This is a genomic window from Hymenobacter siberiensis, from assembly GCF_018967865.2.
In the GTDB taxonomy this organism is placed as follows: Bacteria; Bacteroidota; Bacteroidia; order Cytophagales; family Hymenobacteraceae; genus Hymenobacter; species Hymenobacter siberiensis.
Window position 1 is genome coordinate 2,133,610 of the sequence record NZ_JAHLZY020000001.1, and the last position, 21,166, is coordinate 2,154,775.

A 21,166-nucleotide genomic window follows, 5' to 3' on the forward strand; every position below is an offset into this window, starting at 1 on the left:
CTCCGACGCCATCGCTGGAGTAGTAACCACAATCACCGTAGGCACTGTCACCACGTTGGCTTCGGATACTACGGCTACTGTTACCAACGTAGGTACGCCTACTGCCGCACAGTTCAACTTCGGTATTCCCGCTGGTGCTACTGGCGCTGTTGGTGCTACCGGCCCCACCGGTTTGCAAGGTGCTACTGGTTCTACTGGTGCGCAAGGGCCAATCGGTGCTACTGGCACTACTGGTGCTACTGGCTTGCAAGGAGCTACTGGTTCTACAGGTGCTACTGGCTCTGCTGGTGCAACAGGTGCTACTGGTACTGCGGCTACAATAACCGTTGGTACCGTTTCGCCGTTGACTGCAGGAGCTACTCCGACTATCGTAAACGCTGGTACTACTCTACCCTACTATTTTTAGTAATTGATTTTTAGCAAGTTGCCTCGTAATCCAGTTCAGTAGCGTTTCAACCAAGCGGGCCAATGGGTCCTCGGGCAGGGTCAGCGGGCGGGCGAGTTGGCGGAGCAGATTGAGGCCGTGGCGGCTCAGGCTGGCGGCCCGGTAGCCGTGGTTTTTGCGGGCAATGGGCTGGCGGCCGCCGTGGGCGGCCGCGCCCACGCCCAGACAAAACGCGTAGGCCAGGCTGACCAGGGCCACGAGCTTGCGCAGCTTTTGGAAACAGCGCAAGTGGGTGGCTTCCAGGTTAAAGCCCCGCCCTTTCAGATTTTGAAAGCATTGCTCAATCGTCCAGCGCTTGGCATAGAGTTGCTCGAGGTGGTTCAGACCGGCCGTGGCAAACAGGAAGACAAACGCGTCCGCCGCCACGGCCTTGACCCAGACCTGCCCCCAGACTCCGTCGACCTGCACGTGGGCGAAGCGGCGCACCTGCCCCGGCACCAGGCCCAGGTCGGCCACGGCCTGCCGCCGGCCGTCGGCGTGGGTCAGGCAGTGGTGCTTGGGCAGGCGCATGACAAAATTAAGCCCATTGTCTTTGAGCCACTTGAACCACGCATGGCCGACAAATTCCCGGTCGCCCACGACCAGGCCGATGCGGTCTTTGCCCAGCAAGGCCAGGCACTTTTCGAGCACCGCGATGCGGTCGGCGGCGTTGGAGTTGCCGCTGCGGTTGTCGAGCAGGTGCCAATAAAGGGGCACGTGGACCTCGCCCGTGCCGACGGTGACGAGCAGGATGTTCACTTGGCACTGGCCGAAGTCCCACTCCGTGCGGTCGAGGCATAAGCGCAGCTTGCCCTGCGCAGGCAACAAACTCAGTAAAATCCTGGCCACCAGTACGTAATTGAGGTCTACTTCGCGGAAAAAGTCCTGAATGCGCGTTTCGTTCGAGGCGGGCTTGGCCGCGTCATTGAGGTGCTGGGCCACCTCGCCGAATTGCACGTTGCGGCTCTTTATCAGGCCAAGAATAAACTGGCCCACAAACTTTTGGCGGGACAAGTGGCCCACAAACGGGGCCTGCTGCAAAAGCGTCGTAATTTTAGCGGCGAAGTGTTGCTTCACGGGGCAGAACGGGTTTTTGGTGGTGTCGTAACCCCAAAGGTCGGGCTGCCCCGTTTTTGTACCTGAAAAATAGTAGGGTAGAGTACGCTGGTACTACTAGTGCTGCACAGTTTAACTTCGGTATTCCTGCCGGTGCTACAGGTGCTACCGGCACTACGGGCACTACGGGTGCAACTGGTCCTATTGGACCACAAGGCACGACTGGTTTACAAGGTGCTACAGGCTCTACGGGTGCTACTGGTACTACAGGTGCTGCAGCAACAGTTACGGCTGGTACGGCATCACCGTTAGCTGCGGGCGCTACGCCTACGGTCACCAATGCAGGTACGTCTAGTGCCGCCCAGTTCAACTTCGGCATTCCAGCCGGTGCCACAGGTGCAACCGGCGCAACAGGTACCACTGGTGCAACCGGCCCTACTGGACCAACAGGCCCACAAGGCACGACTGGTGCGACAGGTACTGCAGCAACAGTTACCGCTGGTACGGCAACGGCATTAGCTGTAGGTGCCTCGCCTACGGTCACCAATGTAGGCACGTCTAGTGCAGCACAGTTCAACTTTGGTATTCCGGCCGGTGCTACTGGTGCTACCGGTCCTACCGGTGCTACTGGCGCTACCGGTGCTACTGGTCCAACGGCTTCAGCTACGGCAGGCGGAGCTTCTGGAGACGTGCAATTTAACAGTGCCGGGGCTATAGCAGGCTCTTCGTCCTTTAACTGGGACAACGTAAACAACGCCCTTTCGTTACTTGGTTCCAATACGGATATAGTAATGAAAGGAATTACAACTGAACCTGTCACCCCTGTCGCAGATACTTTAATCTACTACTCTAAGAAAATTGCAGGTAGGATGTTTCCCAAAGTAAAGGGGCCATCTGGTTTGGATATGCCGATGCAAGCTGCGTTTTGGCAGAACAACATAACAATGTGGAACCCCACGACAGCAACAGCGGGTGTTTGGTTAGGAACAGCAGGAGCTGGTGCAGGTACATACGCAACAGGCTTGCCTACTACAACAAGTCTGTACACTTCTACAAAAAGAGGCAGGTGGGCAAATGTCGTTACAACGTTGAACCAAGTATTAGGGCAAAGAAATTCTGAGCTTATGTACATGTCTTCTCCTTCTACTGCGGGCCAGGGCGGATTCTTTTTTTATGCGAGATGCGGGTTTGATGTTTGGGCAAACGGCGGAAGATTTTTTGCCGGTTTTCATACCGCAACTACCGTCATTTCAGCCAACCCGTCTTTGCTAAATAACACGGTAGGCTTTTGTATTGATGATACTGACAACGGGCTGATCAACTTTATGACAAGAGGAACCGCAGTAACTAAAACTTCAACAGGTTTTACTACAGTATCGGGTAAAGGGTATGACCTTTACATCTTTAATGCACCGGGCTCAAGTACGTATAGCTGGAGAATTTTAGACATAAACGCAGGAACAGAGACATCTGGTACAACAGCGCTTACTCCTCCAGCAGCAAACACATTGTTATCGGTCGGCGTACTTGCGAGCAATGCGGCATTGGCAACGGTAACGGCAATCCAATTAGGTTTGAACCGAGTGTACGTCGAAACTGATTATTAAATTGTCTTCATCTGGAGGCCGAGGCTATAGCAATTTAGCGTAGCGACTCTCGTGTTTCCTAAATGGTGGCTGTTGGTGTTCCTCGGAGTACTGACAGCCACCATTTTGCGTGTAGTATGGAAATGGATTCGGCAGCGGTAAACAGTACGGCCGATTAAGGTACGCACCCTTATCTGCTGTAGCACACCTAAAAACTACGCCACCCTTTACCCAATGTTTCTTGCTCTACTACTCCAAGCCGCCGCCGCAACCGTGGTTAACCAGCCACTGCTGCCGTCTATTGGTGTGGAGATAGTTCTTTTTGTGTTGGGTAACCTGGGTTTCGTCTGGGCTTTCATCACGTGGAAAATAGCCCGTGCCGATAAGGCGACCGCCGACCGGCAGAAAGATAAAGACGACGCCCGTGCAGCGTTTGAAAAGAAGCACGACATGCTCTCGCAACACGTTGCCACCCACGAGATGTCCATCCAACAGCACCAGATCGAGTTTGACAAAGCAAAGGCTGCGGCCGATACCCGCTACCAGTTACTAAACCAGAAAGTGGCGGCGCTGGAGCCGCTACCGGGTAAAGTCGTTAGCCTGGAGAACAAGTTCGAGATGATCACCGAGCAGATGAAAACGATGAAGGACGACATGAAGGAAATCAAGTCGGACCTGAAAGTAGCCACGCACGAGCTGCGCTCTGACATCAAGGACCTGGGCGCTTTAATACAAAATCACTTTGCCAAGTAATGGGCCTGACTTCCGACCTCCTCAAGAACGACCGAGGCCTGTTCTCGACTAACATGCTGATGCGGCTTATCAGCTACGTTATCGGCGCTTTCCTCTCGGTGTTCGTGGCCATCAAGTACGGGCCGACGCTGTCCATCGAAGTCATTACGATCAACTACGCCCTCGCCTTTGGCCTGACTGGCGCTCGCATGTTCGAGGCCTTCACCAACCGCAAGACCAAGGATGCTGACGGCGCCTTAATGCAGGCAGGTACCGCTGAGGCACCTGCCCAGCCGGTAATCCCGGCAGAAAAAGACGATCTCACCGCCGTTGAAACTAAAACTGATTCGTGAAATATTCACCCCAACTAGCACTGTAGGCTCCCTATACATCGACGGCAAACTTGTCGCTTTCGTACTCGAAGACGTCGTTCGCCCGAAAGGGGAGAAGGTAGACGGCAAGACGGCCATCCCCTACGGTACCTATGCCGTCACTTACGAGAAGAGCCCACGGCTGTCCAAGCTGAAAGGCCACGACTTCTTCACCCCACGCCTGCAGAAAGTACCGGGCTACTCCGGAATTTTGCTTCATTCCGGCAACACTGCTGAAGACAGTATTGGCTGCTTGATTTTAGGCCTACAACGTCAAAAGGATCGGGTTACTGCAAGTCGTGATGCTTGCGACCGTGTCTACCCCCTGATTGAAGCGGGCTGCGCAGCCGGTAAGGTCACCATCGAAATCGTGGACGGCCGCAAGTAATGAGCACCGTGACAAAGTTTCTGGTCTTCATCGGCCTGACGGTATTACTGCTCTTCGGCCTCAAGACCTGCGGACCAATGCCACACCAACCGGCGAAGCAGCCGCTTTCCTGGGTCGCTCCTGGCGAGCAGTCGACCGACACCATCATCAAGACCGTGATCAAGGAAAGGATCGTCATACGCAATCATTATTTGACCCGTGTCGTATCCGATGCCGACAACAAGCCGAAATACCACCTGGAAACCCCGGACCTCGTAGTGGATGCTAAATGCGACTCTGTGGGCTTGATGATAGATAGCCTCTCACTTACCAACACCAAGTCCATATTAGTCACCGACGACAACAAAGGAGGCGCACAGGTTAGCGTACAAAACACTTCCCCGTACTTCGAAACTGCGAACGTGGAGGGGCTGTATGTGCGGCCTAAGCAATACCCACGCATCACCACCGGGATCCAGGCTGGGGTAGGTATTACGCCCGTTGGGGTGCAGCAGTACCTCGGCATCGGTATTAATTTCTCACTCACTAAACGACGCTAGTCTAGCGGAAGACAGAGAAACCCCATCCTAACGTTAGGATGGGGTTTTCTTTTTACTTTCAGGTACGTAAAGTGTTCCATAAGGGAGGGTAACCTTCCTTCCTCCGTTCACTTGACCTTGGGTGCGGTTACGGCTCCTGATGCCTTTACGACCTCCACGAACAACTCTTTGGCTAGGGCCAGCTCTTGCTGCTTTACCAATGCACCGTCGTAGATGGGCACGATGTCGTTGATGCCGTGCTCCAGGCAGCGGGTCAGAAACTCCTGCATGATGCCCGACTCAATACGCTGCATGATCAGCGCCAAGTTGGAGTGGGCGCCTTCCTTCTTGCTGTTGTTGCAGGCAAAACGAGTCTTCTTGATGGCGGCGAACAACTGCCACACCGATGGCCACTCGGCCTTAAAGGCGTCGTTTAGGATGCGGAAGTTCTCAGGTAGTCGTGATAACCGGCCGCTCTTGGCAATGGTGCCTTCCTGCTTGGCGAAGATTACCCGGAAGAACAAAATCTTAACGAGGCTGCGGTCGTCTATTTCAACGTCCTGAGCGTCGCTGTCTTCGTATCCGCACTCTTCGTCGAGGGCCGCCATCTGGGCACGCCAGTCGTCGCCGATGTGTTCCTTGAGCAGCTGCATCCAACGCTCGTAGACCGTTCCCTCGGCACAGATGCGGCGGTACTCCTTGAAGTCGTAAGCGGCGGTCAGGCTACTGTTCAGGATGTCTTTTACCTCGTCGTAGGCTTCGGGCACGAACTGCTTCACCAGTTCAGCATCCACGATGGACGTGATCCACGGCTGGCTGTTCACGATGTCCAGCTCGGCCATGCGCTCGGTGCAGCCGGGGAAGCGAAGCAACGCACGCAACTCCTTCTTGAGACTGGTGTACTGGCTGTGGAAGCGACGGCCAAAGTTGCAGGCGAAGTAGTACTCGGTCTCCTGGGTCTTGATGGCTTCGAGTTGAGCGTCGAACTCGTACTTGTCCTTGTAGCGTGGCTTATTGTGGAGGGCGCTCAGAATGGCAGCAGCTTCGGGGGTGTCGTTGACCACGGTGATGTTGCGCATCAGCGGTGCCAGCACGTTGTAAGGCGACTCCAGGCGGCTCAGCATCTCCTCGAACTTGAACTGCTTGTAGGCCAGGTTGGCCCGGATGGCCCGGGGCGAAGTAACGGCGACACGGGTGTAGGTGGGTGCCGAGATGTCAAACAGGTCGAGCGACAGGGTGCAGCGGGGGTGCACACGGTAGCGGGTAGACGTGGCCGAGGCGGCGTGGGGGTTCTGTACTTCGATCAACTCGTGCTCCACCATGAAGTCACGGTAAGCCTTGATCTTGTTGGCGCTGAACAGCTCTTCCATGTGCTGCCAGTGCATCTGGACGAACGTGGTGGGGGTGATGCGGCCATCGCTGATGCTGCGGGTGCGGTTGTAAAGGAACTTGAAGAAGACCACAATGCGGTCGGCGTCGAAGGGCTTGCCGTGGCAGAGGTCGTGTAGTTCGGTGGCACGGAGACCACGAGGCAGGTAGCCTTCGCAGTAGGGCAGGGGTTGTTTCTTTCTGGGCATTAGTTCATCAGCTCATCAGTTATTTAATCGGAAGGCGGCAAGGAGGTTTTCGAACTCCTCCCTGCGCTTCACACCGCTGATGAGCCGGTATGCCGTGACCTTTTGTTAGATTATGTATGGGTTATAGAGCCCTCCCTTTCGATAGTTTGAGATTTATTTTCTGGGTTTAGGTACGTAAAGTGTTCCATAAAGGAGGATAACCCTTCCTCTCCTCCTGTCCAGGGGTTCGGTCCTTTCTTCTTCTTCGGCCATGTGTCAAATAAACCGATATAAGCGGTAGGGTAGGCGACTGTGCGAAATACATAGCGGAAACGTCCTCGCCACGAATGACCAGTATTCCTGTCAAAATAGACTACTCTGCCCTCGATACTGTGCGTGGCATGACGCCTGTAGAGCTGCTGCAGCTTGAAGTGATCCACGTTCGGGTGAAGCTCGACGATCGTGGGTTCGCCATCGACTTCGTGATCGACGCCCCTGAAGCCGAAGCTCCGGCAGCAACCCCTGAAGTTGCAGAGCCCAAGACGCCGCAAAAGCGCAAATGATCTTCACATTCTTACTATACACCGCCATGCTGGCCTACGCCGCACTAGACGGCTTCTGCGATGCTTTGTACTACTCACGCATGGGGGCTGATGCCTTCTCCTGGAACGAGCACTTAACGCTCACTGCCCAACGTGTCGTATTCGTCCTGTGTGGGCTCCTGGCAACGCAAGTGAGCATGTATCAGTTTGCAATCGTCGGGCTCGCCTGGGGGCTCGGTTTCAGCCTCGTGCATAATGGTTTCTACGAGGTGGGCCGCCAGCTCATCGATGGCCGCAAACTAGACTACACTTACCGGAGCAGCACATCAACTGCCAAGTGGGACTTCACCTTCAAGCAAGGCCTATGGATGGCTATCGTGGGTATTGCAGTACTAATCGCTAGTATATTTTTCAGGACTTTTTAGTCCGATTAATATACAAGAGTTATGAAAATAACTCTTAGCAAAATAGTTGACGGCGTGGAAGTTCGCCAAATACCAGCATACCCTAAATACTGGATAAGCTCTACTGGGGGAGTCATAGGTGCCCGTGGCAAATGGCTCAAAACCTTTCTCAACAGCGGTTACAAAAAGTTCTGCTTAGCAGGCGGTAATCTTCAATCAGTACATCGACACGTTGCCGAGTTGTGGGTCGAGAATCCAAAGCCGGACGAGTACTTCGTAGTTGACCATATCGACAGGCACAGAGGCAACAACGATTACAATAACCTTCGCTGGACAACACCAAGGGGTAACTCTCAAAACTTACCACCCCGCATAAACAGCAAACACAAGAGTGGTTTCGTCGGCGTTCACATAGATCCACGACGTGAAAAGGGTGCACGCTACCAAGCGTTGATCCGGATAGACGGCCACCTTAAGCACCTCGGCCTCTTTTGGAACGCCGAAGATGCCGCTAATTGCTACGACAACGCACTCGAAGAACTGGGTTTCCCACGAGTGAATTTTCCGCAGCACCAATAAAAGTCGCCCGCACTAAACGTGGCCGCAACTACCCAGCGCAGACAACCCGCACAGATTGAATACAACGGCGCCACCTACTCCCTCTCGGATCTGTGCCGCCACCTCGGTTACAACCCCCGCAAGGAAGACCGCATAAACAACTCACGGGCGTACAACTACCTCCACAACGCACTCAACGTGCAGGGGCAGCCCGTTGGCACCGTAGTCGCCAAGCTACCGGCGCACATGGCCAAGCCGGCCGGGGTGAAGGCTACGTCGGTGCCGAAGGAACTGCCAGAAGCGACCCCGGAGCGGGCCGCCGACATCGAACGCTGGATCAACCAGGTCTACGCCCCAGAGATCCACACGGGCATCCAGAAGCGCATGTACATGAAGTTCGGCTACAAGCACGAGCGGTTTGAGGAGGCCTACCAGCAGATGGCCTTCAAGCTCTACCAGCGGCTGCGCATCGATGAAACGCTGGTCTTCAACAACACCGGCCACCTCGCCTCCTACGTGTTCATGGCCGTTAGCAACAACATCTCGCAGCAGTTCACTTCACTGGAATCGAAGAGCACGTACAGCTACGACGCCCAGGTGGAGACCGAGTCGGGCGACTTCACCATCCTGAACGTCGTGGGTGACGAGGAACCAGAAGACGACGAGGTAGACGACGAGCAGCAGACGCACAACCGCAAGCTGTGGAAAGCGATGGCCGGTCTGAAGCCGGAGCTGCGCAACTGCATGGAGCTGCTGACGGAAGGGGCGGAGTACAAGGAGATCGCCGTGCGGCTGAACCTGCCGATGTACTCGGTGAAGAACTACATCAAGCGGGCACGGATACTGCTACAAGCCGCCTTGGGTAACAAGTCCTGACTAACTCAAGTCTGTGGGCTTTGGTACGGGTATCAAACAGCTTACGCTGCGGCTCCTGCTTATCCAGTGCTTAACGACATATTCCACTACACACTCATCAGGCACGGGCTTGCAAATAGAAGCTAACTCGTTGCCTATTTGAGTTAATGATACTCGGCCAGCAGGGATGGAAGCTCGAGTGTGTTTGTCGTCGGTTCGTTGTTTGATATAGGCTATATCGAAGTATTGCCCATGATAAGAAAGTTGCAACGCTTCCGTAGTAAAGCCCATACCGGACCCTGTAGATTCAAACGTAATCAGGCCTATTGCATCGAAATGCTTTAGTTGAGAATATGTGAAAGCGACGGGCAAATTATCTCGGACTTCAAATATGATAGGGAAGTACCTGCCGCTCTGATCCTTCCAGTTATAGGAGCAGAAGTTGCGGAACTCCAGCGCTTCCTTCTTCGTGAGTGTTGCCAAAAAATTTACTGTGCGGTGCGAAAATGCGCCTGGTTCATTTGCCTCGCCCGCCAACACCTGCGCCCACAAGTCCTGCATCTCTTCGTTTGATACCAGCCTGCTCTTGTCGAAGAAGTTGGCAATCCAATCATCGTCCATGTCCTCGGGCTTGGCGTCTTCTCGGATGTTCGGCAACGCTTTCATGATCTGCGCTTCTATGTTGCGCTGGTCACGTAGTTCTTCAGCGAGCACCCGGACAGACGCCCGATTCTGCATTGCCGCAATTTCTATATCCGCTTCCGCTTTCGTGATGGCTGCATCCTTCTCAGCCAGTGCCATTCGTCGGGTCTGCCACGGTTTGAGGCCGCCTTCAATGGCATTGGACACCTTTTCGATAAAAACCCCCGAGTGCTTATTGGCAACGCCAAGGCCAGCCAAACTCATTAACCCGTCAAAAATCGTCATATCAGACATGTGGTAGAACACTGTTACGTACCCTCGCAAGATACGTGGACAGATTATTTTAACCCTCGGAACCCACTGGGATGGGAGGGTACAGTCTGCGCTACTTGGGGCATCACTCTTAGTTCTGTACTATTCCTAAAAAGTAAAAACCCTCATAATCGGCTGACTATGAGGGTTTTTGCTAAACGGTAGCAAGGAATAGTGATATTCCAGTGCGGTCTGGACGGGACTCGAACCCGCGACCTCCGCCGTGACAGGGCGGCATTCTAACCAACTGAACTACCAAACCGTTTGCCTTGGTGGAGAAGCCGTGTGCTTTTCCGTTTTGGTGATACAAAGGTAGGGTAAGAAAACTGCGCCCTGCAAGTATGGGGCCAATATTTCTTTAAAAAAGGGCTGTTTGGGAGCTTGGAGGTTGTTTCTCAGGAACATTAATTTTTGCGCCTTGCCGCAACGGCAGATGTTTTACCTTTGCCATCCGCCTTCGCAGCGGCATTTGGGGGCGCAGATAGTAGGGCCAATCCCCTTTTTAACTGTGCCGCCCGCTATTTTCGCTTTCCCACTCCACGCAAACACGCTTCGCAGTCCATGCTTCTTGATTTTGAACAACCTATTGCTGCCCTCGAAGGCAAGCTTCTTGAAATGCAGAAACTCGCTGCCGACAGCGACGTGGAAGTAGGCGAAGCCGTCGCGGCGCTGGAAAAACGTATTAAAGACCTCAAAAAGGAAACCTACGCCAACCTCACGCGCTGGCAGCGGGTGCAGCTGTCGCGCCATCCGGAGCGGCCCTATACCCTGGACTATATAGATGGCATGGCCGATAAGTTCGTGGAACTGCACGGCGACCGCACCGTGGGCGACGACAAGGCCATGGTGGGCGGCTTCGGCGAGATTAACGGGCAGGCCGTTATGTTTATTGGCCAGCAGAAGGGGCACAACACCAAGCAGCGGCAGTTTCGCAACTTCGGCATGCCCAACCCCGAGGGCTACCGCAAGGCCCTGCGCCTGATGAAGCTGGCCGAAAAGTTCAACGTGCCGGTGGTGACATTGATTGATACGCCCGGTGCATTTCCGGGCCTGGAGGCCGAAGAGCGGGGGCAGGGTGAGGCCATTGCCCGCAACCTCAAGGAAATGTTTATGCTGAAGGTGCCGGTTATCTGCGTTGTTATTGGGGAGGGAGCGAGCGGCGGGGCCCTGGGTATTGCCATCGGCGACCGGGTGCTGATGCTGGAAAACACTTGGTATTCAGTTATTTCGCCGGAATCGTGCAGCAGCATTCTGTGGCGCTCCTGGGATTATAAAGAGCAGGCGGCCGAGGCACTCAAGCTTACGGCCACGGATATGAAATCGGCCGGGCTGGTCGATGGCATCGTGAAGGAGCCGCTGGGCGGGGCACATACTGCGCCCGAGGTGATGATTGAAACGCTGAAAAACACCCTGCTTAAGACGCTGAAAGAACTGAGCGCGATTTCGGTGGAGGACCGGATTTCACAGCGGATTGATAAGTTTTCGGCGATGGGCGTGGTGGTGGAGTAGTTTTTTAAGCCGTTAGCTTATAGCAATTAGCTGTCAGCAGCTCTTGTTATTTGAAAAAGCTAACAGCTAATAGCCAGCAGCTAACAGCTAAAATAATGAAAGTTCATACCATTGATACCGGCCTTTTCAAGCTCGATGGCGGCGCCATGTTTGGCGTGGTGCCCAAGAGCATGTGGCAGAAGCTGAATCCGCCCGATGCCAATAACATGTGCACCTGGGCCATGCGCTGCCTGCTGATTGAGGACGGCGGCCGGTTGCTGCTCATCGACAACGGCATTGGCGACAAGCAGGACGACAAGTTTCGGGGGCATTTTTACCTGCATGGCGACGACACGCTGGAGAAATCCCTGCGTAAGCTGGGCTTCACCAGCGCCGATATTACCGATGTTTTTCTCACGCACCTGCACTTCGACCACTGCGGCGGCTCGGTGCAGCGCCGGCCCAATGGGGTGTTGCAGCTGGCTTTCCCCAACGCTACCTATTGGAGCAACGAGGCGCACTGGGACTGGGCCGTGACGCCCAACCCGCGCGAAAAGGCCAGCTTTCTGAAGGAGAATATTCTGCCGATTCAGGAAAGCGGGCATTTGAAGTTTGTCGACCTGCAGAAGGGCGTGCCTGATGCGCTGCCGCAGTTCCGCGAAATTATTGTGGCCGACGGGCACACCGAGAAGATGATGGTGCCGGTGATGGACTACAAAGGCCACACCCTGGCCTTTATGGCCGATTTGCTGCCCAGTGCCGCCCATATTCCGTTGCCCTACGTGATGAGCTACGACGTGCGCCCGCTCATTACCATGCCCGAAAAAGAAGCCGTGCTGCGCCGCGCTGCGGTCGAAAATTGGGTGCTGCTGCTGGAGCACGATCCCACCAACGAAGCCTGCACCGTGACCCTCACCGACAAAGGCGTGCGCCTGGACCAGACCCTGCGAGTGGCGGATTTGTGAGTTGGCGGAGTGGCGGATGGATGAGAAAGCCGTATCTGGCTAACTACCAATAGATAACAACGTGCAGGTTCCTCAACAATCAGTCAATCCACCAATCCATCAACCCACCAGTCCGCAGCTTGGGTTGGCATTATCGGGAGGCGGCGCGCGCGGAATTGCGCATCTGGGCGTGCTGGCGGCCCTCGATGAGCTGCAGCTGCCGGTGGCGCGGCTGGCCGGCGTGAGCTCGGGGGCCATTGCCAGCGTGTTTTATGCGGCGGGCTTTGCGCCGCGCGAGATTTTGCGGCTGTTGTTGAGCACCAATGTCTTTCGGCTCACACGGCCGGCGTTTAGCCGGTTTGGGCTGCTGCATCTCGATGCGGTGGAGCAGCTGCTGGCCCGGCACCTGGGCAGCACGGTCAACTTTGAGGATTTGAGCCGGCCTCTGACTTTGGTGGCGACGGATTTGATGGTGGGCGAGTCGGTGTATTTCAGCGCCGGGCCGTTGCTGCCGCCGCTGCTGGCTTCGTCGGCGGTGCCCATTATCTACCGGCCGGTGGAGTACCAGGGCCGGCAGCTGGTGGACGGCGGCCTGCTCAATAACCTGCCCGTAGAGCCGCTGCTGGGCCAGCCCAACCTGCGCGTGGTGGGCGTGCACTGCAACCCCATCAACCCCGAAGCCCGCATCCCCACCTTCCGCCGCCTGGTTGAGCGGACCCTGCACCTGGCCATCAACGCCAACACGGCGGCCCGCAAAAGCCAGTGCCACCTGCTGCTGGAGCCGCCCGAGCTGCGCCACTACCGGCCCCTGAGCTACAAGCGCGGCCCCGAGCTGTTCGAAATTGGCTACCGCTACGCCATGGGCCAAGCCGAGGCTTTACAGGCGCTGCTGTGAATGGGCGGCAGGCACTGGCCGCCTCCGGAAGGCTAATATTCGTCCTTTTCGGCCGGGCCGGGCATCCATAAGTTACTTCAAACGCCTAGTTTTACCAGTTGCTTCGGGGCCCTGTTGGGTTCCGAAGAGCCAACCCATCCCTTATTACCCGTATTCCTCGACAATGTCTCCTCGCGAAAAATCTCCCTTCTGGCATTCCATGGCCACGCTCGTGTTCAAAGTAGCCGGCTGGCACCTGGGCGAGATTCAAAATCCCGAAATTAGGAAGAGCATGATAATTGCGGCCCCGCACACCAGCAACTGGGACATTATCATAGCCCGGGCCGCCTTCTACCTGATGGGCGTGCCGGTGCGCTTCACCGTGAAAAAGGAGTGGACCGAAAACTGGGCGCTGGGCTGGCTGGTGAAGGCCATTGGGGGCCTGGCCGTGGACCGCAGCCGCAACAACAGCCTCGTGGATGGCATGGTGAAGCTGTTTGATACGCACGAAGACCTGGTGATTCTCATCACGCCGGAAGGCACGCGCGCCTACCAGCCGCGCTGGCGCAAGGGCTACTATTTTGCTGCCCTGGGCGCGCACGTGCCCATTCGGCTGGGGTATCTGGACTACGCTGAAAAGGAAGCCGGCATCGGCGAAGCCGTGTGGCCTACGGGCGACTACGAGGCCGACGAAGCCCGAATTAAAGCGTTTTACCGCACTAAGTCGGGGCGCTTCCCCGCGCAGGGCGTGCGCTGAAACCAAAACTGTCATTCCGACGCAGGAGGAATCTGAGATGAGCTGTCGGTCAGGCTTATTTCAGATTCCTCCTGCGTCGGAATGACAACGTTGAATGCTAGCAATGGCCGCCCTCGCCGTGCAGAAATACCCGGAATACCGTGCCTTGGCCTTCCTCACTTTCGACGGCGATGTGGCCGCCCTCGGAATGCACCAGCCGGTTGACGAGGAACAGGCCCACGCCCGTGCCTTCGCCTGCCTGCGGGTGAAACCGCCGGAACAGCTGGAATAGCTCGGAGCCGTAGCGGTCCAGGTTCATGCCCAGGCCGTTGTCGCGCACTTCGAGTACCGGGCAGCCACTGTCCTGATAGGTACGAACCTGAATATGAGGCACCCGGGCCGGATGCCGGTATTTGAGGGCATTGCCCAGCAAGTTGATGAGGATGGTGCGCAGGTTGCTGCGCACGTAGCTCAGGGCGGGCAAACCGGCAAAATCGGTGTCGACGCGGGCTTCGGTGGCTGTTAGCTGCGGGCGCAGGGTCTTTAGCACGTCGGCCACGAGGCTGGTCAGGGCAACCTCCTCGGCGGCCTGCTTGCCGGGGCTGCGCTGCTCCTGCACCACGGCGGCCAGGTCGGTGATGGTGGTGGACAGGCTGTGCAGCGATTCTTCCAGCAGGCGCAGCACTACGGCCTCCTCGGGGTCCTGGAAGGTGGCACTGCGGCGAAGCTCGTCGAAGAGGCCGCGCAGGTTGTTGAGGGGCTGGCGCAGGTCGTGGCTGGCCGCGTACACGAAGTTGTCGAGGTCCTGATTGGTGCGGGCCAGGAGGCGGTTGCGCGCCCCGATTTCCTGGTTGGCGGCGCTGAGCTGGGTGTTTTTCTCGTGGAGCTCCTGCCGGGTTTCGGTGAGCGCGGCCAGGGAGTCGCGCAGCTCGCGGTTCACGTCCTGCAGCTCGCCGTGGTAGCGGGCCACGTACTGGCGCCACTCGTTTTTCTCGATGGCGTACAGCACGGTTTTATTGAGCAGCTCGCGGTCGAACTGCTGTTTCACCAGGTAGTCGAGGGCGCCGGAGTTGAGGGCGCGCACGGCCAGGGCTTCGTTGCCGCCGCCGGTTATCATCACCACGCATAGCGTATCGGGTGGGGCCAGCTCGTTCAGGGCATCGAGCAGGTCGAGGCCGTCAGTGTCGGGTAGGTTGTAATCAAGCAGAACGCAGTCGGGCTGCTGCAGCTGAAATTGCTCCAGGCCCTCGGCCCCCGAAGAAGCCTCTATGATTTCAATACGCTGAAATCCAGCGTTCTGTCCCAGGAAGCGCCGGTACAGCATTCGGTCCTCCGGGTTGTCGTCAATCAGTAAAATTCGCTTCACAGAGGTTTAGCCAGCCAGCGGAAGCTCGGAAGCCTCCAGCCAATAATGAATAATAAGCCGCACTTTTTCTTCCAGCTCGGGGTAGCCAATGGGCTTGGTGAGGTAGCTGTTGGCCCCCAGGCGGTAGCACTCGGCAATATCGGTGCTATTAGACGAAGTAGTGAATACGATAACCGGAATACTCTGCAGGGCCGGGTCATTTTTCAGTGCGTCGAGCACGGCGCGGCCATCGGTGCCGGGCATATTGAGGTCGAGCAGGATGATGACGGGCAGCTGGCTGGGCCAGTTCGGGTGCTTGCCGTAGCCCTTGAGGTATTCGAGGGCCTGGTCGCCGTCTTCGCAGCGCAGCACGGGGTTGGTCACCGCGTTTTTGTAGAAGGCCCGGCTCAGGGCCGTAAAGTCTTCGATGCTGTCTTCCACCACGAGGATGGGGATGAGGGCGGTGGGATTCATTGATTTACAGATTGTTGGCCAGCGAAAAATAAAAGGTGGCACCATGGCCGAGTGTGGAATCAACCCACAACTCGCCGCCGTGTTTTTCCACCATCTTCCGGGCAATGGCCAGGCCCGCGCCGGTCCCTCCACCGTACTTGTCCTGCGCGTGCAGGCGCTTGAATATTTTGAAAATATTGTCGTGGTGCTTCGGGTCGATGCCGATGCCGTTATCGTGTACGTAAATAACGGTAAAACCGGCCGGGTCACCGGTGCCTTTGGGGCCGCGAATTGCGGGCGGGGCCACGCCAATGATAACGTGCTTATCGGGGTGGTTATTGTAGCGCAGGGCGTTGGTCAGCAAGTTGTTGAATACCTCGTGCAGCGAGGTGCGGTTGCCGCGCACGGTGGGTAGGGAAACGGGCACCGTCACCGTGGTGCAGGTTTGCTCCAGGCGGGGGTGCAGCAGGTCGATAATGTCGGCCAGGGCATCGTTCAGGTTCACGGCCTCCACTGCCATTTCAACCCGGCTCACACGCGAGAGTTGCAGCAGCGCCTCAATCAGCGCCTCCATGCGCTGGCTGAGGCGCACCAGGGTCTGGAGCTTGCTCACGCCCTCATTATCAAGCTTATCGGCGTAGTCTTCCAGCAAAAACAGCGAGTAGTTATGAATGCCGCGCAACGGTTCCTTGAGGTCGTGCGAGGCCACGTAGGCAAACGAGTCCAGCTCGTCGTTGCTGCGCTCCAGCTCGGCGTTGAGGCGGGCCAGGCTGATGGCCTTGGCTTGCAGCTCGTTAAATATTTTTAGCCGGATGTCGGAAATATGCAGGCGAATTTCTTTGGCCGCCTCAATTTCCAGGGGCCGCCACGGGGCCGACGTTTCCTCCACGGTTTGCTTCCAGGCCTCAAACGACTGCCGGGGCGAGAGGAAAATCTGCCCATCCACGATGGTCTGGTTTTTTTCGTGGCGGCCGGCCCAGGTCACGGTTTGCAGCTGCTCGGGCCGAAACCAGAAGATGTACTCCCCCGCCTCGCGGGCCAGCGCCACGGCCAGAATGCCGCTGGCCGTGCTCCGGATGACCTTACCGGCCGGGTTCAGCCGTGCGTAGGAATCGGTCACGAAAATATCGTGCGGGTTGTGGGTGCGCAGCCATTCCACCAGCTCCGTAATCTGGGCGGGCGTGGGCGTGTGGCCGAGGGTAATGATTTCACCAGCGAAGCAAATGGCCGCGCCGCCGCAGTCCAGCACATCCAGCAGGCTGGGGGTGAAGCGGTGCAGGCCATCCAGAAAATTCACCTGCGTGCTCACCAAATCGAACAGCCGCACCTGGGCCTCGCGCATGCGCAGGCGGTAGGCCTGCTCGTCCTGCTGCTCCTTGCTTTTGAGTAGCGCCGACACCGCTTTGCCCAGAAACTGGCACAGGTCGCGCAACTCGTAGCTCACCAGGCGCGGGGTTTGGTGGTGGCAGGTTATCATGCCCCACAGCTGCCCTTCCTGAATGAGCGAAATGGTCATGGTCGCCTCCGAGCCCAGGTTATGCAGGTATTCGAGGTGAATGGGCGACACGCTGCGCAGCACCGAATACGTCATGTCGGGCGGGCGGCTGGCCCCGGGTGCCACGGCGGGCACCAGCGGCACCGGCTGGTACCGGGCATCGGGGATGAAGCGGAGCCAGTTTTTGAGGTACATGGCCCGCGCCTGCTTCGGAATGTCGGTGGCCGGGTAGTGCATGCCCAGCCAGGGGGGCAGGTCTTCGCGCACGGCCTCGGCAATTACTTCGCCGCTGTCGTCGGGCGCGAAACGGTAGATGGCCACCCGGTCGAACCCGGTGATGGCCCGCACCTGCTCGGCCGTTAGCTGGCAGCAGTCGAGCACGGTTTCGGCCGCGAGCAGGCTGCCCAGGCTCATGTTGAGCGCCGACAGGTCGAAGGCGCTGACCGTGGTATCGGCCACCGGCTCGCCTTCCACCCACAGCAGGCCATCGTAGCGATGCAGGATGAGCTTGTAGGCCGGCTGGCCTACCACCCGCCCCAGGCGAATGCCCAGCAGCCGCGCCTCCGGCCCCAGCGTGGCCCACAGGCGCTCTACTGCCACCAGCTGCTCGGGCTCCAGCAAAATGCCTAAGCCGGCCCCGATAATGTTTTCGGGAATTATGCCTAGCAGCGCCAGCGTGTTGGCGCTGGCCTGCACCACGCGGCGGCTCTGCTCATCGAGGCACAGCAAAAAGCCGTAGGGCTGAATCAGGCCGGGGAGGTGAATGGGCTCCCGGTCGCAGTTGCTAAGCGTGATGGACTGGCCAAGCAGGCTTTCATCGGTAAGGGTTAGCGCTGATTCAGCCATGCGGATAGTGCTTGGAACGTATGAACGGCCGAGGCCACGATGGCCGCTGGCTCTTCGGAGCCGGTTTCGGCGGCTTCGGTCAGGTGCTGGCAGAAGCCTTTCCAGAGTGGCCCGGTGCGCTCGGCCCGGCCCGTGAAAAAGGCGTGCGGGGCAATGCCCGCCTTATCGAGCTGCCGCGCAATGACCTGCCCGCCCAGCGTCGAGCCTTCGAGCACGTACATGGCCCCCAGCAGCTGGGCGCGGGTGCCGAGCGGCGGCAGCCCGGGGTAGAGCGGCGGCGCGGCATCGTGGCCCAGCCGAGCCAAATCTTTCAGGATGAGGGGCGCGCGGTAGCGCTGGTCGAGCTGCCAGGCTGGCCCGAAAAAAGTAGCGTGGGCGTGCAGCTGCGCCTCGTACGGTGCCAGAAAGCCGTACATCTTGGCCAGGAACCGGGCGGTATCGGCTGCCGTTACCGTGCCTGCCGCCAAGGCCAGGTTAAATGGGTTTTGCTCCACTGCATCGTGGAAGGGTCTGGTTTCGTGACGAAGACGCGGCAGAATAGCCGGGCTTTCCGGAGGGTTGGGCATAAAATAGAACAACGTTAGCTGGGCGAAAGTAGGCCATTGAGCGCGGCGCGGTGGCTTTTATTCAGTCCTGGGTCAGGGCGTAGCTCACCAGGTTGGCCCCCATGCGCAGGGCGGCATCGTGCGTGGCGGGCGAGTCTTCGGGGTAGGTGCCCACGTCTTCCCAGCCGTTGCCGAGGTCGCACTCATAAGAGTAGAAGCACACCAGCCGGCCTTTGTACACCAGCCCGAAACCCTGGGCCCGTTTGCCATCGTGCTCGTGCACCTTGGGCAGGCCCCGGGGAAACTGGTATTTCTGATGATAAATAGGATGCGAGAAGGGCAATTCCACAAATTCGAGCTCGGGAAACACCTTCTTCATCTCGGGCCGTATAAATTTATCGAGCCCGTAATTGTCGTCAATGTGCAGAAAGCCGCCGCCGATGAGGTACTGGCGCAGGTTTTTGGCCTCCACGGCGGTAAAGCTTACGTTGCCGTGCCCGGTCATGTGAATGAAGGGATAGGAGAGCAATTCGGGCGCGTCGAGCTCCACGGTTGCTTCGTCGGGCGCGATATTGGTTTTCAGGGCCTGATTGCAGAAGCTGATGAGGTTGGGCAGCGAGGTTTTGTTGGCGTACCAGTCGCCGCCGCCGCCGTAGTGCAGCTTGGCAATTCGGAAGCTGGGGGCGGGCGCGGCGGCCGTGAGGGTGAGCAGAATGGCAACGGATAGCAGCAGGGATTTCAGCATAGCGACGGATAAACAGGAGCAGCTTATTGAGCGCTATAATTAAGCGGGGCGTGGGAAAGTTCGGCCGTGGCCGTTACTAATTTCGCAATGAGGCTGGCTCCGGATACCTGCAAAGTAAATCATGCCCGCTACCTTGTGGCGCAACTGGCCCATGTCGGTAGCGAAACTTTGGTGCAGTAGGGCCAGGCTGCTGCTCATTGTTAAGGGTACACTGCGCGAGCAGCCGTGGCCGCTGGCCGTGCGAAAGTCTGCGTTCTTGCAGCGCCGGCCAACAAGCTGGCCAACATCAACCACCAACCAATGGTAACGGGAAACGACTTGCTAAACCTGGGCCTCAAGCCCGGCAAATGGTTTAAAGAGGCGCTGGAGCACATCAATGCCCACGCCTTTGAGGGCGATGCCCTGCACGCCTACCTCGACACCGTGAAGCCCGCGCCGGAAATCCCGCTGCTGGCCCAGCCGGTGCCTTTCCACGAGAATATCCGGGCCGAAACCGTGGTGGAGCAGCAGAATATCGACTACGTGAAGCAGTCGATGGACCTGCTCATGCGCACGCCCACGGTGGTAGCCGGCGCCATTATGCCTGATGCCTGCCCGGCCGGGCCGCTGGGCACCATTCCGGTGGGTGGTGTGGTGGCCACGCACCGGGCCATTCACCCCGGCATGCACTCGGCCGATATCTGCTGCTCGGTGATGCTAACCAACCTCGGCAAAGTGGACCCCAAAATCGTGCTCGATGTGGCCCAGGGCATCACGCACTTCGGCCCGGGCGGCCGGCCGGCGGAAAGTCAATTTGCACTGCCCGCTGAAATTCTGGCCGAGATGCAGGCCAACCCGTTTCTGAACTCCGAGCGCAGCCTGAAAATGGCTCGCGAGCACCTTGGCACGCAGGGCGATGGCAACCACTTTCTCTACGTGGGCGTGTCGGCCGCCACCGGCGATACCATGCTCGTGACGCACCACGGCTCGCGGGGAGTGGGCGCGGTGCTGTATGGCAACGGGATGAAAACAGCCGAGTTTTTCCGCCGTGAGATTTCGCCCGAAACCCACCCGGCCAACGCCTGGATTCCCAGCGATACCCCGGAGGGCGAAAATTACTGGCGCGCCCTGCAAACCGTGCGCAAGTGGACCAAGCGCAACCACGAGGTGCTACACGAAGCCATTGCCGCCCAGCTGGGAACGGCCGTGCTGCAGCGCTACTGGAACGAGCACAACTTCGTGTTTCGCGATGGCGACGTGTTCTACCACGCCAAAGGCGCGACGCCGCTCGACCCCAAGTTTATGCCCGACATCACCGGCCCGCGCATTATTCCGCTCAACATGGCCCAGCCCATCCTCATTGTGGAAGGTGCCACCACCGCCAATAACCTCGGCTTCGCCCCGCACGGCGCGGGCCGCAACCTCAGCCGCACCCGCCACAAATTCAGCAAAATCGGCCAGACCAACGAGCAGATTTTCGCCGAGGAAACCCAGGGCATCGACGCCCGCTTCTTCTTCAACCGCATCGATATTTCCGAGCTGCCCAGCGCCTACAAAAACGCCGAGGACGTGAAGCAGCAAATCACGGGTTTCAACCTAGCCACCATCATCGATGAAATCCAGCCCTATGGCTGCATCATGGCCGGCGATTGGGAGCAGGACGCCCCCTGGCGCAAAAAGAAGCTGGCGAAAGCCGCCGCTGCTTTAGAAGCGCAGGCCGCAGCCGATTCGCAGGTGGATATGTCGGCACTGTAGGGTGCGGGGCTTGTCCC

General features: G+C 57.7%; 23 protein-coding genes and 1 tRNA gene. 15 read left to right on the forward strand and 9 right to left on the reverse strand.

The features are described from left to right. The first annotated feature begins 134 nt into the window (after positions 1 to 134). Complete coding sequence (locus tag KQ659_RS09495; protein WP_262905486.1) at positions 135 to 323, forward strand: hypothetical protein; 189 nt, start codon at positions 135 to 137, stop codon at positions 321 to 323. 65 nt (positions 324 to 388) lie between these two features. On the opposite strand, the gene KQ659_RS09500 is transcribed toward KQ659_RS09495, so the two are convergent. After that, positions 389 to 1,501 carry an IS4 family transposase gene (locus KQ659_RS09500; RefSeq protein ID WP_216688119.1) on the reverse strand — a complete coding sequence of 371 codons (1,113 nt, stop codon included), beginning with the start codon at positions 1,499 to 1,501 and terminating at the stop codon, positions 389 to 391. Positions 1,502 to 1,557: 56 nt separating this feature from the next. Here KQ659_RS09500 and KQ659_RS21460 point away from each other — a divergent pair, with 56 nt between their 5' ends. The 5 genes from KQ659_RS21460 to KQ659_RS09530 all read left to right on the forward strand — a co-directional run bounded on the left by KQ659_RS21460 (position 1,558) and on the right by KQ659_RS09530 (position 5,096). Then, on the forward strand, positions 1,558 to 3,087 hold the full coding sequence (locus tag KQ659_RS21460) for a hypothetical protein (RefSeq protein ID WP_216689007.1): 1,530 nt from the start codon (positions 1,558 to 1,560) through the stop codon (positions 3,085 to 3,087). A gap of 213 nt (positions 3,088 to 3,300) precedes the next feature. Beyond that, the gene (locus tag KQ659_RS09515) at positions 3,301 to 3,819 is read left to right on the forward strand and encodes a hypothetical protein (protein WP_216689006.1); all 519 of its coding nucleotides are present in this window, start codon (positions 3,301 to 3,303) and stop codon (positions 3,817 to 3,819) included. Then, a complete protein-coding gene (locus KQ659_RS09520) occupies positions 3,819 to 4,151 on the forward strand; it encodes a hypothetical protein (protein ID WP_216689005.1) in 333 nt (110 codons plus the stop codon). The genes KQ659_RS09515 and KQ659_RS09520 overlap by 1 nt, the downstream gene beginning before the upstream one ends. Continuing rightward, on the forward strand, positions 4,129 to 4,557 hold the full coding sequence (locus KQ659_RS09525; RefSeq protein WP_216689004.1) for a DUF5675 family protein: 429 nt from the start codon (positions 4,129 to 4,131) through the stop codon (positions 4,555 to 4,557). Before KQ659_RS09520 ends, KQ659_RS09525 begins: the two co-directional genes overlap by 23 nt. Positions 4,558 to 4,565: 8 nt before the next feature. Then, entirely contained in the window at positions 4,566 to 5,096 is a 531-nt protein-coding gene (locus KQ659_RS09530; RefSeq protein ID WP_216689003.1) for a DUF6808 domain-containing protein, read from the forward strand. A gap of 107 nt (positions 5,097 to 5,203) precedes the next feature. Here KQ659_RS09530 and KQ659_RS09535 read toward each other — a convergent pair whose 3' ends face one another. Next, positions 5,204 to 6,652 carry a hypothetical protein gene (locus KQ659_RS09535; RefSeq protein WP_216689002.1) on the reverse strand — a complete coding sequence of 483 codons (1,449 nt, stop codon included), beginning with the start codon at positions 6,650 to 6,652 and terminating at the stop codon, positions 5,204 to 5,206. A 326-nt stretch (positions 6,653 to 6,978) separates the two neighbouring features. Between KQ659_RS09535 and KQ659_RS09540 the strand changes: the two genes are divergently transcribed. From KQ659_RS09540 to KQ659_RS21785, 4 genes are read left to right on the forward strand one after another with little or no spacing between them, the layout of a single operon-like run. Further along, the gene (locus KQ659_RS09540; RefSeq protein ID WP_216689001.1) at positions 6,979 to 7,194 is read left to right on the forward strand and encodes a hypothetical protein; all 216 of its coding nucleotides are present in this window, start codon (positions 6,979 to 6,981) and stop codon (positions 7,192 to 7,194) included. Positions 7,195 to 7,220: 26 nt separating this feature from the next. Continuing rightward, positions 7,221 to 7,598 (forward strand): hypothetical protein, encoded by a 378-nt coding sequence (locus tag KQ659_RS09545; RefSeq protein ID WP_216689000.1) that lies wholly within the window; start codon positions 7,221 to 7,223, stop codon positions 7,596 to 7,598. Positions 7,599 to 7,619: 21 nt separating this feature from the next. Further along, the gene (locus KQ659_RS09550; RefSeq protein WP_216688999.1) at positions 7,620 to 8,156 is read left to right on the forward strand and encodes an HNH endonuclease; all 537 of its coding nucleotides are present in this window, start codon (positions 7,620 to 7,622) and stop codon (positions 8,154 to 8,156) included. A gap of 18 nt (positions 8,157 to 8,174) precedes the next feature. Further along, the gene (locus KQ659_RS21785) at positions 8,175 to 9,011 is read left to right on the forward strand and encodes an RNA polymerase sigma factor (RefSeq protein ID WP_216688998.1); all 837 of its coding nucleotides are present in this window, start codon (positions 8,175 to 8,177) and stop codon (positions 9,009 to 9,011) included. On the opposite strand, the gene KQ659_RS09560 is transcribed toward KQ659_RS21785, so the two are convergent. After that, positions 9,012 to 9,917 (reverse strand): DUF2806 domain-containing protein, encoded by a 906-nt coding sequence (locus KQ659_RS09560; protein ID WP_216688997.1) that lies wholly within the window; start codon positions 9,915 to 9,917, stop codon positions 9,012 to 9,014. A 215-nt stretch (positions 9,918 to 10,132) separates the two neighbouring features. Next, a tRNA-Asp gene (locus KQ659_RS09565) sits at positions 10,133 to 10,206 on the reverse strand. A gap of 299 nt (positions 10,207 to 10,505) precedes the next feature. On the opposite strand from KQ659_RS09565, the gene KQ659_RS09570 reads away from it, so the two are divergent. The 4 genes from KQ659_RS09570 (at position 10,506) to KQ659_RS09585 (ending at position 14,007) form a co-directional block, all read left to right on the forward strand. Next, positions 10,506 to 11,453, forward strand: a complete 948-nt coding sequence (locus tag KQ659_RS09570) for an acetyl-CoA carboxylase carboxyltransferase subunit alpha (protein WP_216688996.1) — start codon at positions 10,506 to 10,508, stop codon at positions 11,451 to 11,453. A gap of 95 nt (positions 11,454 to 11,548) precedes the next feature. Beyond that, positions 11,549 to 12,397, forward strand: a complete 849-nt coding sequence (locus KQ659_RS09575) for an MBL fold metallo-hydrolase (RefSeq protein WP_216688995.1) — start codon at positions 11,549 to 11,551, stop codon at positions 12,395 to 12,397. Positions 12,398 to 12,521: 124 nt separating this feature from the next. Beyond that, positions 12,522 to 13,271 carry a patatin-like phospholipase family protein gene (locus KQ659_RS09580; RefSeq protein WP_226915579.1) on the forward strand — a complete coding sequence of 250 codons (750 nt, stop codon included), beginning with the start codon at positions 12,522 to 12,524 and terminating at the stop codon, positions 13,269 to 13,271. A 163-nt stretch (positions 13,272 to 13,434) separates the two neighbouring features. Then, complete coding sequence (locus tag KQ659_RS09585; RefSeq protein ID WP_216688994.1) at positions 13,435 to 14,007, forward strand: 1-acyl-sn-glycerol-3-phosphate acyltransferase; 573 nt, start codon at positions 13,435 to 13,437, stop codon at positions 14,005 to 14,007. 97 nt (positions 14,008 to 14,104) lie between these two features. Here KQ659_RS09585 and KQ659_RS09590 read toward each other — a convergent pair whose 3' ends face one another. The 5 genes from KQ659_RS09590 to KQ659_RS09610 form a co-directional block, all read right to left on the reverse strand. Continuing rightward, entirely contained in the window at positions 14,105 to 15,352 is a 1,248-nt protein-coding gene (locus KQ659_RS09590; protein WP_216688993.1) for a sensor histidine kinase, read from the reverse strand. A gap of 6 nt (positions 15,353 to 15,358) precedes the next feature. Beyond that, on the reverse strand, positions 15,359 to 15,805 hold the full coding sequence (locus KQ659_RS09595; RefSeq protein ID WP_216688992.1) for a response regulator: 447 nt from the start codon (positions 15,803 to 15,805) through the stop codon (positions 15,359 to 15,361). A 4-nt stretch (positions 15,806 to 15,809) separates the two neighbouring features. Then, positions 15,810 to 18,125, reverse strand: a complete 2,316-nt coding sequence (locus KQ659_RS09600; protein WP_216688991.1) for an ATP-binding protein — start codon at positions 18,123 to 18,125, stop codon at positions 15,810 to 15,812. Next, on the reverse strand, positions 18,107 to 18,691 hold the full coding sequence (locus KQ659_RS09605) for a biliverdin-producing heme oxygenase (RefSeq protein WP_216688990.1): 585 nt from the start codon (positions 18,689 to 18,691) through the stop codon (positions 18,107 to 18,109). Before KQ659_RS09605 ends, KQ659_RS09600 begins: the two co-directional genes overlap by 19 nt. Positions 18,692 to 18,752: 61 nt before the next feature. After that, positions 18,753 to 19,415, reverse strand: a complete 663-nt coding sequence (locus tag KQ659_RS09610; RefSeq protein WP_216688989.1) for a DUF4159 domain-containing protein — start codon at positions 19,413 to 19,415, stop codon at positions 18,753 to 18,755. Between the two features lie 300 nt (positions 19,416 to 19,715). On the opposite strand from KQ659_RS09610, the gene KQ659_RS09615 reads away from it, so the two are divergent. Next, entirely contained in the window at positions 19,716 to 21,149 is a 1,434-nt protein-coding gene (locus KQ659_RS09615) for an RtcB family protein (protein ID WP_216688988.1), read from the forward strand. Positions 21,150 to 21,166 lie beyond the last annotated feature (17 nt).